Origin of the sequence: Pseudomonas palleroniana (assembly GCF_022836895.1) — a bacterium.
Classification (GTDB): domain Bacteria; phylum Pseudomonadota; class Gammaproteobacteria; order Pseudomonadales; family Pseudomonadaceae; genus Aquipseudomonas; species Aquipseudomonas palleroniana.
Map to the genome: position 1 here is coordinate 5,174,682 of NZ_CP092411.1, position 16,939 is coordinate 5,191,620.

General features: G+C 62.2%; 14 protein-coding genes. 4 read left to right on the forward strand and 10 right to left on the reverse strand.

Annotated elements, in window-relative coordinates:
• Position 1: 1 nt before the first annotated feature.
• The 4 genes from MJP36_RS23245 to MJP36_RS23260 all read left to right on the forward strand — a co-directional run bounded on the left by MJP36_RS23245 (position 2) and on the right by MJP36_RS23260 (position 7,023).
• Entirely contained in the window at positions 2–3,160 is a 3,159-nt protein-coding gene (locus MJP36_RS23245; protein WP_244384086.1) for an efflux RND transporter permease subunit, read from the forward strand.
• The gene (gene adeC / locus MJP36_RS23250) at positions 3,160–4,617 is read left to right on the forward strand and encodes an AdeC/AdeK/OprM family multidrug efflux complex outer membrane factor (protein WP_244384087.1); all 1,458 of its coding nucleotides are present in this window, start codon (positions 3,160–3,162) and stop codon (positions 4,615–4,617) included. The genes MJP36_RS23245 and adeC overlap by 1 nt, the downstream gene beginning before the upstream one ends.
• Before the next feature lie 173 nt (positions 4,618–4,790).
• Positions 4,791–6,041, forward strand: a complete 1,251-nt coding sequence (locus MJP36_RS23255; RefSeq protein WP_244384088.1) for an OprD family porin — start codon at positions 4,791–4,793, stop codon at positions 6,039–6,041.
• Between the two features lie 82 nt (positions 6,042–6,123).
• Complete coding sequence (locus tag MJP36_RS23260) at positions 6,124–7,023, forward strand: polysaccharide deacetylase family protein (protein ID WP_104995744.1); 900 nt, start codon at positions 6,124–6,126, stop codon at positions 7,021–7,023.
• Here the strand turns inward: MJP36_RS23260 and pcaC are convergent, their stop codons facing one another.
• The 10 genes from pcaC to pcaK form a co-directional block, all read right to left on the reverse strand.
• Positions 7,024–7,416 carry a 4-carboxymuconolactone decarboxylase gene (gene pcaC / locus MJP36_RS23265; protein WP_060753777.1) on the reverse strand — a complete coding sequence of 131 codons (393 nt, stop codon included), beginning with the start codon at positions 7,414–7,416 and terminating at the stop codon, positions 7,024–7,026.
• Positions 7,417–7,635: 219 nt separating this feature from the next.
• Positions 7,636–8,427: a 3-oxoadipate enol-lactonase gene (gene pcaD, locus MJP36_RS23270; protein WP_244384089.1), complete on the reverse strand. Its 792-nt coding sequence runs from the start codon at positions 8,425–8,427 to the stop codon at positions 7,636–7,638.
• A 10-nt stretch (positions 8,428–8,437) separates the two neighbouring features.
• Positions 8,438–9,802: a 3-carboxy-cis,cis-muconate cycloisomerase gene (locus MJP36_RS23275; RefSeq protein ID WP_161549739.1), complete on the reverse strand. Its 1,365-nt coding sequence runs from the start codon at positions 9,800–9,802 to the stop codon at positions 8,438–8,440.
• A gap of 9 nt (positions 9,803–9,811) precedes the next feature.
• Positions 9,812–11,107 carry an MFS family transporter gene (locus MJP36_RS23280; RefSeq protein WP_060753780.1) on the reverse strand — a complete coding sequence of 432 codons (1,296 nt, stop codon included), beginning with the start codon at positions 11,105–11,107 and terminating at the stop codon, positions 9,812–9,814.
• Positions 11,108–11,293: 186 nt separating this feature from the next.
• A complete protein-coding gene (gene pcaG, locus MJP36_RS23285; RefSeq protein WP_060753781.1) occupies positions 11,294–11,860 on the reverse strand; it encodes a protocatechuate 3,4-dioxygenase subunit alpha in 567 nt (188 codons plus the stop codon).
• A 1-nt stretch (position 11,861) separates the two neighbouring features.
• A complete protein-coding gene (gene pcaH, locus MJP36_RS23290; protein WP_060753782.1) occupies positions 11,862–12,566 on the reverse strand; it encodes a protocatechuate 3,4-dioxygenase subunit beta in 705 nt (234 codons plus the stop codon).
• 18 nt (positions 12,567–12,584) lie between these two features.
• Positions 12,585–13,790, reverse strand: a complete 1,206-nt coding sequence (gene pcaF / locus MJP36_RS23295; RefSeq protein ID WP_178126901.1) for a 3-oxoadipyl-CoA thiolase — start codon at positions 13,788–13,790, stop codon at positions 12,585–12,587.
• Positions 13,787–14,566: a CoA-transferase subunit beta gene (locus MJP36_RS23300; protein WP_060753784.1), complete on the reverse strand. Its 780-nt coding sequence runs from the start codon at positions 14,564–14,566 to the stop codon at positions 13,787–13,789. The genes pcaF and MJP36_RS23300 overlap by 4 nt, the downstream gene beginning before the upstream one ends.
• A complete protein-coding gene (locus MJP36_RS23305; protein WP_244384090.1) occupies positions 14,566–15,423 on the reverse strand; it encodes a CoA transferase subunit A in 858 nt (285 codons plus the stop codon). The genes MJP36_RS23300 and MJP36_RS23305 overlap by 1 nt, the downstream gene beginning before the upstream one ends.
• Before the next feature lie 172 nt (positions 15,424–15,595).
• A complete protein-coding gene (gene pcaK / locus MJP36_RS23310; protein WP_060753786.1) occupies positions 15,596–16,936 on the reverse strand; it encodes a 4-hydroxybenzoate transporter PcaK in 1,341 nt (446 codons plus the stop codon).
• Positions 16,937–16,939 lie beyond the last annotated feature (3 nt).

The window sequence follows — 16,939 nt, forward strand, 5'->3', positions numbered from 1 at the left end:
CATGTCGAAATTTTTTATCGACCGTCCCATTTTTGCCTGGGTAATCGCCCTGGTGATCATGCTGGTCGGGGCACTGTCGATCCTGAAGTTGCCCATCAACCAATACCCGGCCATCGCGCCAACCGCCATCGACATCCAGGTGACCTACCCAGGCGCGTCCGCACAAACCGTGCAGGACACCGTGGTGCAGGTCATCGAGCAACAGCTCAACGGTATCGACAACCTGCGTTATGTCGCCTCGGACAGTAACTCCGACGGCAGCATGACCATCACCGCGACGTTCAACCAGGGTACCAACCCGGACATCGCCCAGGTTCAGGTGCAGAACAAGCTGAACCTGGCGACCCCATTGCTGCCGCAAGAAGTGCAGCAGCAGGGTATCCGCGTGACCAAGTCGGTGAAGAACTTCCTGATGGTGATCGGTCTGGTGTCGGAAGACGGCAGCATGACCAAGGACGACCTGTCCAACTACATCGTTTCCAACATCCAGGACCCGATTTCCCGGACCGCCGGTGTGGGTGACTTCCAGGTGTTCGGTTCGCAATACGCCATGCGTATCTGGCTCGACCCGGCCAAGCTGAACAACTACCAGCTCACGCCGGTAGACGTCAGCAACGCCATCTCGGCCCAGAACGTCCAGGTCGCGACCGGCCAGTTGGGCGGCCTGCCTGCCCTGCCCGGTACCCAGCTGAACGCCACCATCATCGGCAAGACCCGTCTGCAAAGCGCCGAAGAGTTCGCCAAGATCCTGATGAAGGTGAACGCCGACGGCTCGCAGGTTCGCCTGGGCGACGTGGCTCGTATCGAGCTGGGTGGCCAGAACTACAGCATCAGTGCACAGTTCAACGGCAAGCCGGCCTCGGGTATGGCCATCAAGCTGGCAGCCGGTGCCAACGCCCTGGACACCGGCAAGGCGATCCGTGCCACCGTGGCCTCCCTGGAACCGTTCTTCCCGCCAGGCATGAAGGCGGTGGTGCCGTATGACACCACCCCGGTGGTGACCGAGTCGATCTCCGGGGTAGTCGACACCCTGGTCGAAGCGATCGTGCTGGTGTTCCTGGTGATGTTCCTGTTCCTGCAGAACTTCCGCGCCACCATCATCACTACCATGACGGTACCGGTGGTATTGCTGGGTACCTTCGGCATCCTCGCGGCAGCCGGCTTCACCATCAACACCCTGACCATGTTCGGCATGATCCTGGCCATCGGCTTGCTGGTGGACGATGCCATCGTCGTGGTGGAAAACGTCGAGCGGGTCATGGCCGAGGAACACCTCTCGCCCAAGGAGGCGACGGTCAAGTCCATGGGCCAGATCCAGGGCGCCCTGGTGGGTATTGCCCTGGTACTGTCGGCGGTACTCTTGCCGATGGCCTTCTTCGGTGGTTCCACCGGTGTGATCTACCGGCAGTTCTCCATCACCATTGTTTCGGCGATGGCGTTGTCGGTACTGGTTGCCCTGATCTTTACCCCGGCCTTGTGCGCCACCATGCTCAAGCCGATCGACCCGGAAAAACACGGCCAACCCAAGCGCGGCTTCTTCGGCTGGTTCAACCGCACCTTCGACAGCGGCGTTCAGAAGTACGAGCGCGGCGTGGGCGGCATGATCAAGCACAAGATCCCAGCGTTCCTGGTGTATGCGCTGATCCTGGCCGGCATGATCTGGATGTTCACCCGTATTCCAAGCGCGTTCCTGCCAGAGGAAGACCAGGGTGTGATCTTTGCCCAGGTGCAGACGCCGGTTGGTTCGTCGGCTGAACGTACGCAAAAAGTCATCGACGACATGCGTGCCTTCCTGCTGAACGACAAGGAAGGCGAGCCGGGCGAAGGCAAGGCCGTGAAGTCGGTGTTTACTGTGAACGGCTTCAACTTCGCCGGCCGTGGCCAGAGCTCGGGCCTTGCGTTCGTGATGCTCAAGCCATGGGGCGAGCGGGATGCTTCGCAATCGGTGTTCGAGGTCGCGAAACGGGCCCAGGGTTACTTCTTCGGGGCCTTCAAGGACGCCATGGTCTTTGCCATCGTGCCGCCTTCGGTTCTGGAACTGGGTAACGCCACCGGTTTCGACGTTTTCCTGCAAGACCAGGGCGGCGTCGGCCACCAGAAGTTGATGGATGCGCGTAACCAGTTCCTCGGTGCCGCGGCGCAAAGCAAGATCCTGGCGGGTGTGCGCCCCAACGGCGTGAACGATGAGCCGCAGTACGAGCTGACCGTTGACGACGAGAAGGCCAGTGCCCAGGGCATCAGCCTGTCGGAAATCCAGCAGACCCTGGCGATTGCCCTGGGTGGCAGCTACGTCAACGACTTCATCGACCGTGGTCGTGTGAAGAAGGTGTACGTGCAGGGTGACGCGGCCAGCCGCATGTCGCCGGAAGACCTGGACAAATGGTACGTACGCAGCACCTCCGGGAAGATGGTGCCCCTGTCGGCCATCTCGTCGGGCAAGTGGATCTATGGCTCGCCCAAGCTCTCGCGTTACAACGGTGTAGCGGCGATGGAAATCCTCGGTACTCCGGCACCTGGTTACAGTACCGGTGACGCGATGGCGGAAGTCGAGCGCATTGCCAAGAGTCTGCCGGCCGGTGTCGGCTACTCGTGGACCGGGCTGTCGTATGAAGAACGCCTCTCCGGCTCCCAGGCGCCTGCGTTGTACGCCCTGTCGCTGCTGGTGGTGTTCCTGTGCCTCGCGGCCCTGTACGAAAGCTGGTCGATCCCGATTGCGGTGATTCTGGTGGTGCCGCTGGGTGTGATCGGTGCCTTGATCGCCACCAGCCTGCGCGGCCTGTCCAACGACGTGTTCTTCCAGGTGGGCCTGCTGGTAACCGTCGGTCTGGCGGCGAAAAACGCCATCCTGATCGTGGAGTTCGCCAAAGAGCTCCACGAACAGGGCAAGGGCATCGTCGAGGCCGCCATCGAAGCCTCCCGCATGCGTCTGCGCCCGATCATCATGACGTCCATGGCGTTCATGCTCGGCGTACTGCCGCTGGCGATTTCCACCGGCGCAGGTTCAGGCAGCCAGCATGCAATCGGTACCGGCGTGATCGGCGGTATGATCACGGCAACTGTCCTGGCGATCTTCTGGGTGCCACTGTTCTACGCTACCGTGTCCTCCGCCGGCGAACGCAAGAAGCCGGTGGCCACTGAAACTCCTAAAGAGGCTGGCTAATGAGCAAGTCGCTACTTTCCCTGGCCGTCACCGCATTCGTGCTCAGTGGCTGCTCCTTGATACCTGACTACCAGCGCCCCGAGGCGCCGGTAGCTGCCCAGTTCCCGCAGGGGCCGGCGTATTCGTCGGCCCAGGCGCCGGGCCAGGCCGCTGCAGAGCAAGGCTGGAAGCAGTTTTTCCATGACCCGGCCCTGCAACAGCTGATCCAGACCGCGCTGGTGAACAACCGTGACCTGCGCGTCGCGGCCCTGAACATCGACGCATATGCGGCGCAGTACCAGATCCAGCGTGCCGACCTGTTCCCGGCCGTTTCGGCCACGGGCAGCGGCACCCGCTCGCGCACTCCGGCCCGCCTGTCGCAGACCGGCGAAGCGAGCATCAACAGCCAATACTCGGCCGGCCTCGGGATCAGTTCGTATGAGCTGGACCTGTTCGGTCGCGTACGCAGCCTGAGCGAAGAAGCCCTGCAAAAGTACTTCGCCACTGAAGAAGCACGGCGCAGTACCCAGATCAGCCTGGTGGCCAGCGTGGCCAACGCCTACCTGACCTGGCAGGCCGACAAGGAACTGCTCAAGCTGACCCAGGACACCTTGGGCGCCTTCGAGGAGAGCTACCGGTTGACCTCGCGCAGCAACGAAGTCGGCGTGGCCTCGGCCCTCGACCTCAGCCAGTCGCGTACCTCGGTGGAAAACGCGCGCGTGCAGCTTGCCCGCTATACGCGCCAGGTAGCCCAGGACGAAAACAGCCTGACCTTGCTGCTGGGTACCGGCCTGCCGGCCAATCTGGCCAGCAAGCCGCTGTCGGATGACCTGCTCAGCGAAGTGCCGGCCGGCTTGCCGTCGGACCTGCTGCAACGGCGTCCCGATATCGTGCAGGCCGAGTACAACCTCAAGGCCGCCAACGCCAATATCGGCGCAGCCCGGGCAGCGTTCTTCCCGAGCATCAGCCTGACCGCCAGCGCCGGTACCGCCAGCCCCAACCTGGGCGGCCTGTTCAAAGGCGGTTCGGGCACCTGGTCGTTTGCCCCGCAGATCAACATCCCGATCTTCAACGCCGGTAGCCTGCGCGCAAGCCTGGACTACTCGAAGATCCAGAAAGAGATCAACGTGGCCAACTACGAGAAAGCCATCCAGACCGGCTTCCAGGAAGTCTCCGACGGCCTCGCCGCACGTGCGACCTACAAGCAGCAACTGGACGCCCAACGTGGTTTCGTCGCGGCCAACCAGGATTACTACCGCCTGGCCGAGCGTCGCTACCGCATTGGTGTCGACAGCAACCTGACGTTCCTCGATGCACAGCGCCAACTGTTCAGTGCCCAGCAATCGCTGATCACCGACCGCCTGGCGCAGCTGACCAGCGAGGTCAACCTGTACAAGGCCCTCGGCGGTGGCTGGAACGAGCAGACGGCGAAGAACGAGCCGTTGAAAGAAGAAGCGCCGAAGATGAAGCTGTTCTGATCTGCGCGACGTAAACGAAGCCCACCTTTTGGTGGGCTTTTTATTTTGCATGCCTTCAACAGCTTTCGTTCGATCATCGCACACAACCCGCTCTCCCCCACTTTCAACGCTCCCATAGCGCCAAGCACCATGGCCGCCACCTGCACAACCCCAATAACAACAGGTCCAACGCCATGAGCATTTTCCACCCGCGCCAGCTGTTGCTGGCCACCGCTGTCGCCAGCCTTGCCCTCCCCGTGGTCGCCGAAGAACACGGCTTTCTCGAAGACGCCAGCGCCAACCTCAACCTGCGCAATTTCTTCTTCAACCGCAATTACACCAACCCGACCAAAAGCCAGGGCGGCGCGCAGGAGTGGACGCAGAGTTTCATCCTCGACGCCAAGTCCGGCTTTACCCAGGGCACCGTGGGTTTCGGCCTGGACGTGCTGGGCTTGTACTCACAAAAGCTCGACGGTGGACGCGGCACCGGCGGCACCCAACTGTTGCCGCTGGATCACGATGGCCGCCCGGCCGATAACTTCGGACGCCTCGGCGTAGCGTTCAAGACGCGCATTTCGAAGACCGAAGTGAAGGTCGGCGAATGGATGCCGGTACTGCCGATCCTGCGGGCCGACGACGGCCGCTCGCTGCCGCAGACCCTGCGCGGCGGGCAGATCACTTCCAAAGAGATCGACGGCCTGACGCTGTATGGCGGCCAGTTCCGCGCCAACAGCCCGCGTGACGACAGCAGCATGAGCGACATGTCCATGACCGGCAAAGCGGCGTTCACCTCCGACCGTTTCAACTTCCAAGGCGCGGAATACGCGTTCAATGACAAACGCACCCAGGTCGGCCTGTGGAACGCCCAGCTCAAGGACATCTACCGCCAGCAATTCGTCAACCTGATCCACAGCCAACCCGTGGGCGACTGGACCCTGGGCGCCAACCTTGGCTTTTTCTATGGCAAGGACGATGGCAGCGCCCGCGCCGGCAGCCTGGACAACAAGACCTGGTCCGGCCTGTTTTCCGCGCGCTACGGCGGCAACACTTTCTACGTCGGCCTGCAAAAACTCACCGGCAACAATGCCTGGATGCGCGTCAACGGCACCAGCGGCGGCACCCTGGCCAACGACAGCTACAATTCCAGCTACGACAACGCCCAGGAGAAATCCTGGCAAGTGCGCCACGACTACAATTTCGCCGCCCTCGGCATCCCGGGCCTGACCTTGATGAACCGCTACATCAGCGGCAGCAACGTGCACACCGGCACGATCACCGACGGCAAGGAGTGGGGGCGTGAAAGCGAAGTGGGCTACACCGTGCAGAGTGGAAGCCTGAAAAACCTCAACGTGCGCTGGCGCAATTCCACGATGCGCAGGGACTACAGCAACAACGAGTTCGATGAAAACCGGTTGATCGTCAGTTACCCGATCAGCCTGCTGTAAACCGGCGTCACACTTACTGTATGGTGCGCGCCTGCCGCTGCTGAACCACCCAGCAGCGGCCTTATTCGAGCCCGCGTCCACCATGAAAGCCTTCGCCTTAGCGACTGCCCTGCTAGCCCTGGCCTTGAGCCTCAACGGCTGCATCAGCGCACCTATTGCCCTGACGCCGCAGACCGCGCAGCGTTTGCAGGCCCAGGCGCCGATCCGATTTCTGCTGACCTTCGATGACGGCCCCAGCGCCTCGGGCTATAACAACCCGAGCCGTTCGGTAATCGCGGACCTGGCGAAAAACCCGGTGTTGCCGGACATCAAGGCGGTGTTCTTCCTGCAGACCGAAGCCTCGCGCTCGGGGGGCAACCCGCGTGGTCACAAGACCATGGAGCGTGAGTATGCCGCCGGGCATATCCTGGCATTCCACACGGCTACCGCGTTTCATACCAACCATCGCTGGCTCAATGATGCCGAATTGGAAAGCACCCTCACCCAGGGTTCGGCAGATATCGCCGCCATCACGGGAACCCCGCCCCGGCTGGTTCGCCCGCCCTTCTGGAACTACGACAAACGCACCTTCGCGGCCTACCAGCGCCACCACCTGCAGGTGTTGCTGACCGACTTGAGTGCCAACGACGGCAAGATCTGGGGGTTCAATGGCAGCCCGCGTCGCCGCGCCAACCTGTACCGGCAACTGTCAGTGGTACGCGAACGTATTGCCTTGGGCGAACTGCCCACGGTGGACGGGGTGATCCCCGTAGTGGTGACCTTCCACGACATCAACCGCTACACCGCACGGCATATGCAGGAGTATCTGCAGATCCTGCTGGACAGTGCCAGGATCAACGGCATGAAAACCGCCGCCGAACCCTTCTACACCGACCATGCCACCCTGGAGCGCGCCGCGCTGGCACGCACGGTCAAGGATGTGAATGAGCCGGTGCATCTGCCTGGGGTATGGAATTGGGTGTGGGATGCCGACTCCCACTGATCACTGCCGAGACTCAACCCCCAACTCATCCCACACCGACTCCGCCAGGTGGAACGTCGCGTTCGCCGCCGGAATGCCGCAGTAGATCGCGCTCTGCATCAGCACCTCCTTGATCTCGGCACGGGTCACGCCGTTGCTGGCGGCGGCGCGCAAGTGCAGTTTCAGCTCTTCGCTGCGGTTCATGCCGATCAACATGGCGATGGTGATCAGGCTGCGGGTGTGCCGTGGCAACCCGGGTCGGGTCCAGATATCGCCCCAGGCATGACGGGTGATCATCTCCTGGAACTCGCTGTTGAACTCGGTCAGGGCATTGAGGCTGCGATCGACGTGGGCATCGCCCAGTACCTCACGGCGTACCTGCAGGCCATCGGCGTAACGTTGTTTCTCGTCCACAAAAAATTCCTCACTTGTAGTGAGCGGGCTTGCCCTAATGCCAGTCAGTTAAGGTTTAACGCTGTCACTGTGGGAGGGGGCTTGCTCCCGATAGCGGTGGGTCAGTCGATAAACTGCTGACTGGCATACCCTCATCGGGAGCAAGCCCCCTCCCACAAGTTATTCATCGTCCGTTCTATCGCTTAACTGACTAGCATTAGGACAAGCCCGCTCACTACATTAATGGGCCAGTAGAAAGTCCAGGACGCGGTCGCTGAACGCCGTGCCGGCTTGAACGTTGGACAGGTGCGCCGCGTAAAACTCGGCGTACTCGGCGCCCTTCACATGGTTCTGAATAAAGTGCCCGCCGGCCGGTGGCGTCACGGCATCTTCAGTGCCGGCAATCACCAGGGTCGGGACGTTGATCGAGGCCAATTGCTCACGAAAATCGGCATCGCGCACCGCCGCGCAGTTCGCCGCATAACCCTCGGGCGAAGTCGCCGCGAGCATATCGGTGATCAGCTTGGCCTGATGCGGGTTGGCCGCGGCGAAATCCGCCGTGAACCAGCGCGCAATGGACGCATCGCGCAAGGCCACCATCGCCGCCGCGCCGTCGCGCAGGACCATTTCTATGCGTGGGTTCCAGACCTCGGGCGTGCCGATCTTGGCGGCGGTGTTGCACACCACCAGGCGGCGCAGGCGTTCACCGGCGTGAATGCCCAGCCATTGGCCAATCAACCCGCCCATGGACAGGCCACAAAAATGCGCACGCTGGATATCCAGCGCATCAAGCAACGCGATCACATCATGGCCGAGTTGCTCGATGCTGTACGGCCCCGGCGTCACCAGGGACTGGCCGTGGCCGCGGGTGTCGAAACGCAACACGCGAAAATGCCGGGCAAAGGCCGGGATCTGGAGGTCCCACATATGCAGGTCGGTGCCCAGGGAGTTGGACAGCACCAACACCGGCGCGGCGGCCGGTCCGTCCAGTTGGTAATGCAGTTCGCCCTCGGCGAGTTGTACGAAAGCCACAGCGTTCTCCTCAGGCGGTCAATGCAAAATGGTCGGCCACTGCGCGGGTCACCCAGGTTTGCGCCTGGCCCAGGTAGTGGGCCGGGTCAAGCAGCCGGTCCAGCTCAGTTGCCGACAACTCGGCCGTGATGCGCGGCTCGTCCGCCAGCACGGCGCGCAGATGGCGCCCTTCGGCAACGGCCCGTTTGCAGCAGTGTTCAAGCAAATGATGCGCGGTCTCACGGCCCAGGCGCTGGGCCAGCACGATGCTGACCGCTTCGGCCAACACCAGGCCTTGGGTCAGGTCGAGGTTGTGCGCCATGCGCTGCGCATCGACCTCAAGCCCCTCGCTCACCTGCAACGCCTGCTTCAAGGCGCCGGACACCAGGCGACAGATCTCCGGCAAGGTTTCCCATTCGGCGTGCCATAGGCCCAGGCTGCGCTCATGCTCCTGGGGCATGGCACTGAACATCGTTGCGACCAGGCCGGGCACGCGCGTGGCGGCGCTGATCAATACGGCGGCGCCCACGGGGTTGCGCTTGTGGGGCATGGTCGATGAACCGCCCTTGCCTGGCGCCGAGGGCTCGAATACTTCCGCCGCTTCGGTCTGCATCAGCAGGCTGACATCGCGTCCCAGTTTGCCGAGGCTGCCGGCGATCAGGCCAAGGCTGGCGGCGAACTCCACCAAGCGATCACGCTGGGTATGCCAGGGTTGCTCGGGCAAGCTCAACTGCAACTCGTCCGCCAGCGCCTCGGCCACCGGCATGGCCTGTTCGCCCAGCGCCGCGAGCGTGCCGGAAGCACCGCCAAACTGCAGCACCAGCAGGCGCGGCTTCAGTTCGGCAAGACGCTGGCGGCAGCGTGTCACCGCCCCCAGCCATCCGGCGATTTTCATACCCAGCGTCACCGGCGTCGCGTGCTGCAACCAAGTGCGCCCGGCCAGAGGGGTGCTCGCATAACGCTGCGCTTGAGCAGCCAGAACGCCACCCAACTGCGCCAAGTCCGTTTCGATCAACGCCACAGCGCGCCGCAGTTGCAGCACCAGGCCGGTGTCCATCACATCCTGGCTGGTGGCGCCCAGGTGCACATAGCGTTCGGCGCCGGCGTCTTCAGCGGCAATCAACTTGCCCAGCGCCTTGACCAATGGAATCGCCGAATTGCCCGCCGTGGCAATCGCCGCGCCGAGCGCATCGACGTCGTACAGCGATGCCAGGCAGGCCTGGGCAATCGGCGCCACGGCGGCCTGTGGAATCAGCCCGACCCGGGCCTCGGCCCGGGCCAGCGCCGCTTCGAAATCCAGCATGCCCTGCAGGCGTCCCTGGTCGCAGAACACCTCGGCCATGCTGTCAGCAGTGAAGTAAGCGTCGAACAGTTGATTGCTCGTGCGCAGTGTCATAACTCATCCCTAGAGATCGTGGTGCAGATACGCCGCCTGTTTCGGCAGGCGCAAGCTGAACAGGAAAGCGATTGCCATCATCGCCGTGACGTACCAATAGAAGCTGTTTTCCAGGCCGATGGATTTGAGGCTCAGCGCGACGAACTCCGCAGAGCCGCCAAAGATCGCGTTGGCCACCGCGTAGGCCAGGCCCACGCCCAAGGCACGCACCTGGGGCGGGAACATCTCCGCTTTGACCAGGCCGCTGATGGAGGTGTAGAAGCTCACGATCGCCAAGGCCAGGGTGATCAGCACGAATGCCAGGAACGGGCTGCTGACGGTTTTCAAAGTGAGCAGGATCGGCACGGTAAACAGGGTGCCAAGGCCGGCGAACCAGAGCATCGAGTTACGTCGGCCGATCTTGTCCGCCAACATGCCGAATACCGGCTGCATGCACATATACAAAAACAGCGCACCGGTCATGATGTAGCTCGACGTCTTGGCATGCATGCCGACGGTGTTTACCAGGTACTTCTGCATGTAAGTGGTGAAGGTATAGAAAATCAGTGAGCCGCCGGCGGTGTAGCCCAGCACCGTGATAAACGCGGCTTTGTGGTCGCGGAACAACGCGGCAATGCTGCCGGCGTCTTTGTCTTCGCGCATTTCCTTGCTGGTGGTTTCTTTCAACGAGCGGCGCAGCAGCAGCGAAATCACCGCCGCGACGGCGCCGATCACGAATGGAATCCGCCAACCCCAGGCCCGCAGTTCTTCTTCAGTGAGGATCTGTTGCAGGATCACCACCACCAGCACGGCCAGCAGTTGCCCGCCGATCAGCGTCACATACTGGAAAGAGGCAAAGAAACCCCGTTGGCCCTTGAGCGCCACTTCACTCATGTAGGTCGCGGTGGTGCCGTACTCGCCGCCCACGGACAGCCCCTGGAACAAGCGCGCCACCAGCAGCAGGATCGGCGCCCAGACGCCAATGGCGTTATAGGTCGGCAAAAAGGCGATGACCAGGGAGCCGGCGCACATCATCAACACCGAGATCATCATCGAGTTTTTACGGCCGTGCTTATCGGCTACCCGACCGAACAGCCAGCCACCAATGGGCCGCATCAGGAACCCGGCGGCGAACACACCGGCGGTGTTGACCAGTTGAACCGTGGGGTTGTCCGACGGAAAAAACGCCGGCGCAAAGTAAATGGCGCAGAAGGCATAGACATAGAAGTCGAACCATTCGACAAGGTTGCCGGAGGAAGCACCGACAATCGCAAAAATCCGTTTGCTGCGTTCTTCTCCGGTGTAGTGACTCGTTGTTGTTGTCATGTTTTTTTACTCAGTGGGAACGGTTATAGCCTAGACATACTTTGCAACAACCATGTTCCGCAAGCAGACTTTTGGAGAAGTAATGCCCGAACCGGCTTCATCCGGAGCAAGCCTCCTCCCACATTTGCAGGTATTCACACATCAAAATGTGGGAGCGGGCTTGCTCGCGAATGGCCTCAAGCCAACTCAATAATCGAAGAACACCGTTTCCTTGTCTGTGCCCTGCAAAATCACATTCCACTGATAGACACCACCGGCATCCTGCCGGGCAATCAAGGTGCTACGACGCTCAGCCGGCACACAGGCCAGCAACGGGTCGTCCCCGTTCAGCGCCTCGCCATCAAAATAAATCCGCGTGAGCAAGTGCTTCACCAACCCACGGGCAAACACCAGGACCACCAGGTGCGGCGCCTGGGTCGTGCCGTTCAGCCCCGGCACTGCACCCGGCTTGATGGTGGTAAAGCGGAAACGCCCTTCGGCATCCACCGGCACCCGGCCGAAACCTTCGAAGTTCGGGTCGACGGCCTTGTCCTGCTCATCTTCCGGGTGGTCATATTTACCGGCAGCATTGGCTTGCCACACTTCAAGCATGGCGTCGTTGACGACATTACCCTTGCCATCCACCACCTGCCCACTGATCGCCACACGTTCGCCGAGGGTGGCCGGCACGGTCAGGTCTTCACGGTTCAGCCAGGTCAGGCCAATGTGGTAATACGGCCCGACGGTGTGGGACGTAGTCGCGTTGAGTGTCATCTCATTTCTCCATCGGCGTGGCGTCGCGGCCGCGCAAGACGATGTCCCAGCGATAGCCGAGGGCATAGGAAGGAATGGTTTTTTCCAGGTCGAAACGGGCGATCAGGCGCTGCTTGGCCGAGGTGTCCGGTACGCAGTTGTAGATCGGGTCATATTCGAGCAATGGGTCGCCGGGGAAATACATCTGCGTGACCAGCCGCGTCAGCACGCTCGGGCCGAACAGCGAGAAGTGGATATGCGCCGGCCGCCACGCGTTGTGGTGGTTGCCCCACGGGTAGGCGCCGGGCTTGATGGTCTGGAACTGATACCAGCCGTCGGCGTCGGTGACGGTGCGGCCGGTTCCGGTGAAATTCGGGTCCAGCGGCGCGTCGTGCAGGTCGTTCTTGTGGTTGTAGCGCCCGGCGGCGTTGGCCTGCCAGATCTCCACAAGAATACCGGGCACCGGCGAGCCGTTTTCGTCCAGCACACGGCCATGAATGATGATGCGTTCGCCCTGGGGGTCGCCTTCATGCTGTGCGGTGAGGTCGTTGTCCTTCGGGTTGACCCGCTCGGCACCGATGGTCGGGCCGGTAATTTCCGACAACGAATGGGGCAGGAACACCAACGGCTTGGACGGCGAACGCAGGTTCGTCGACTGGTAGGCCGGGTGCAGGTAATCCGGTTGAGTACCCGCTTGCGGGCGCCGGTATCCGGGCTTGTCACTCATGGAGCAATCCTCTCTTATTTAGATGCGTTCAATCGCCAGGGCCAAGCCCTGGCCGACGCCCACACACATGGTCGCCAGGCCTTTGCGCCTACCGGTCTTTTCAAGCTGATGCAGTGCGGTCAGCACCAAACGCGCACCACTCATGCCCAGCGGGTGGCCCAGGGCAATGGCGCCGCCGTTCGGGTTGACCTGCGGCGCGTCGTCGGCCAGACCCAACTCGCGCAGCACCGCCAAACCCTGGCTGGCGAAGGCTTCATTGAGCTCGATCACATCAAAATCGGTGACCGCCAGGCCCAGCCGCTCCACCAGTTTGCGTACTGCCGGCACCGGTCCAATCCCCATCACACGCGGTGCGACACCGGCGCTGGCCATGCCCAGTACCCGTGCACGGGCGGTCAAACCGTGTTTCTTTACGGCTTCGGCGCAAGCGAGGATCAGCGCTGCCGCACCATCGTTCACACCCGAGGCATTGCCGGCGGTGACAGTCTTGTCGGGGCCGTTGACCGGCTTGAGTTTGCTCAGGGCTTCCAGGGTGGTGTCAGCCCGTGGATGTTCATCTTGCTCGACGACGGTCTCGCCTTTCTTATGGGCAACGCGTACCGGCACGATTTCCTCGGCGAAGAACCCGGCGGCTTGTGCGGCAGCAGTCCGTTGCTGGCTGCGCAGGGCGAAGGCATCCTGGTCGGCGCGGGACACCTTGTAGTCGTCGGCGACGTTATCGGCGGTCTGCGGCATGGCATCCACACCGTACTGCGCTTTCATCAACGGGTTGATAAAGCGCCAGCCGATGGTGGTGTCTTCCAGTTTCATGTTGCGCGAAAACGCCGCGTCAGCCTTCCCCATCACGAACGGTGCACGGGACATCGACTCAACGCCACCGGCGATTGCCAACTCCATTTCGCCACTGGCGATGGCGCGGAAAGCGGTGCCGATTGCATCCATGCCCGAGGCGCACAGGCGATTGAGGGTCACACCGGGAACGCTTGCAGGCAGGCCCGCCAGCAACAGCGCCATACGGGCGACGTTGCGGTTGTCTTCACCGGCCTGGTTGGCGCAGCCGAGGAACACTTCATCCACAGCATTCCAGTCCACCGATGGGTTGCGCTCGATCAAGGCCTTGATCGGCAGCGCCGCCAAGTCATCGGCACGCACGGTGGACAGGCCACCGCCAAAACGGCCAATGGGCGTACGAATAGCGTCACAGATAAACACATCGCGCATCAGGCTTCTCCGGGGGCTTGGCCATGGGCGGCGGCAGTACGGGCTTCAAGGTCACGCAGAGCGGTCAGCTCCAGATCGGTCGGTTCGGCCGTGGTGTCGACCTGCTCGGCAAAACGGACGGCCCAACCGGTAGCGGCGATGACTTGCTCACGGGTCACCCCAGGGTGCAGCGCGGTGACCACGAACTCATGGGTGCCCTCTTCCGGCTCCATGATGCACAGGTCAGTAATAATGCCTACCGGCCCCGCGCCCGGCAGGCCCAGGCGTTTACGCGAGTCACCGCCTTCGCCATGACCGACCGAAGTGATGAAGTCCAACTTGTCGACAAACGAACGCGCCGACTGCTTGAGGATGATCAACACGCTCTTGGCGGAACCGGCGATCTCCGGCGCACCGCCGGCACCGGGCAGGCGCACTTTAGGCTGGTGGTAGTCACCGACCACGGTCGTGTTGATGTTGCCGAAGCGGTCGACCTGGGCGGCGCCGAGAAAGCCGACGTCAATGCGCCCGCCTTGCAGCCAGTAACGGAAGATCTCACCGGTCGGGACCACGGTGTCGGCGGTTTCCGCCAGCTCGCCGTCACCGATGGACAGCGGCAATACCGATGGCTTGGCGCCAATCGGGCCGGATTCGTAGATCAGCACCACATCCGGCGACGAGGTCAGTCGCGCCAGGTTGGCGGCCTTGGACGGCAGGCCGATGCCAACGAAGCATACGGAGCCGTTCTTGAGGCGGCGCGCAGCGGCGACGGTCATCATTTCATTGGTCGAGTAAGCCATTACTTGGCCTCCTGCGCGGTGGCCAGCTTGGCCTGGAATTCAGTGAAGTCGGCGGTACCGCGGATGTATTCATCAATCCATGCGGTAAAGGTCCCACGGTCACGGGCGATTGGGTCCCACGCTTGGTAGAAGCGGTTATCACGCTCGTTGTAGCCATGAGCGTAGGACGGGTGCGCACCACCGGGTACATGGCACACCGCAGTCAGGGCCCAGGTCGGCAGGACGCAGCTGTTCATCGGCGCACTCAGGTCATCGACGATTTCTTCGACGGTGACGATGCAGCGCTTGGCTGCCAGTGCCGCTTCCTTCTGCACCCCCAAAATCCCCCACAGCAGCACGTTGCCCTTGCGGTCGGCCTTTTGCGCATGGATCACGGTGACGTCCGGACGCACCGACGGCACCGCCGCCAGCACTTCGCCGGTGAACGGGCAAGTCACGGACTTGATCAGCGGGTTGACCTTGGGCAGGTCGGAACCTGCGTAGGCGCGCAGCACCGCGAACGGCAGGCCGGATGCGCCGGCGACGTAGGCATTGGCCAGGTCGGCGTGACTGTGTTCTTCAATTTCCAACGGTTGTGGCCATTGCTTCTCGACAGCGTCGCGCAGCCGGTGCAGGGAGCCCACGCCCGGGTTGCCGCCCCAGGAGAAAATCAGCTTGCGGGCGCAACCGGCACCGATCAACTGGTCGTAGATCAGGTCAGGCGTCATACGCACCAGCGTCAGGTCTTTCTTGCCCTGACGAATGATTTCATGACCCGCTGCCGTAGGGATCAGATGGGTGAAGCCTTCCAGAGCGACGGTGTCGCCGTCGTTCACAAATTGCTTCACCGCGTCACGCAGCGCGAGAATTTCAGCCATGGGGTTGGAGCTCCCGATATGGATCGAAAAAGGCGCTGAGGTGGCGCCGAAGTGCTTGAAGATTAAGCCGGGAAAATCGCCCAAACAATCCGATAATCGACTCAGCGTTCGATTATCGAACCGATTGTTGCCTAGCTAATCGTTTGCCAATCGCAGGCAAAGTGGCAGGGGCTCAAGTCGCGTCGGCGTGGCTGACCATGCCTTTGATCACGACAGCCGTGGTGGCCAACGCCGCCGGAATCACCAGGGCGGTCAGTACCTGCTCGAAGTTCCAGCCCAGGCCGAGCAAGGTGGCGCCCATCCATGCGCCAAGGATGGCGCCGAAGCGGCCGATGCCGAGCATCCACGACACGCCGGTGGCGCGGCCCTGGGTCGGGTAGAAACGTGCGGCCAGTGACGGCATCGCCGATTGCGCACCGTTGACGCACATCCCGGCGATCAGCACCAAGGTCGCCAGCAGGGTGATATTGCCCAGACTCTGCCCCACTGCGTAGGCAAACACCCCGGCCAACAGATAGAACGTACCGATGACCTTGTGCGGATTGAACCGGTCCATCGCCCAGCCCACACCGACCGCGCTCAGTACGCCGCCAAACTGGAACAACGCGCCGATAAACGCGGCTTGCTCCATGCTGGCGCCGCTGTCACGCATCAGGGTCGGCAGCCAACTGGTCAGCAGGTAAACAATCACCAGCCCCATGAAGTAAGTCAGCCACAGCAGCAACGTGCCGGCGCTGTAGGTGCCGGAGAAAATCACCGCGAACACGTTGCGCGCCTTGACGGTTTTCTGCTCGGGCACACTGAAGCTGGTGGCTTGGGCAACCAGGTCGGGCGCGATGGGTGACAAGGTTTTGCGCACCTTGTCGCTACCGCGATTGCGCACCACCAGATAGCGCGCCGATTCCGGCAGCCATACCCACAGCACCAGCGCCAGGATCAACGGCAGGATACCGCCAATCAGCAGCAGGCTGTGCCAGCCGAAGGCCGGAATCAGCTTGGCCGAAATAAACCCGCCCCCTGCCATGCCCAGGTTGAAGCCACAGAACATACTGGTGACCAGCAACGATTTGTGACGCTCCGGGGTGTATTCGGACAGCAGCGTGGTGGCATTCGGCATGCCCGCCCCCAGGCCCAGCCCGGTGAGGAAGCGCAACACCAGCAACTGATCGACGCTGGTGCTGTAGGCCGAGGCCAGGCTGAATGCGCCAAACACCAGCACCGCGCCCACCAGCACCACTTTGCGCCCGAAGCGGTCGGCCAACGGACCGGAGCCCAGCGCGCCGAAGACCATGCCGATCAACGCGGCACTCATCACCGGGCCAAGGCTGGCGCGGTCGATGCCCCAGTCCTGGGACAGCGCAGGCGCGATAAAGCCCATGGCGGCGGTGTCGAGGCCATCGAGGAAGACAATCAGAAAACACAGGATCACCACGCGCCACTGATAGCGAGACAATGGCTGGGCATTGATAAAGGACTGTACGTCCAGGTTGGTGCCGACAGAAGGCTGATTCATTAT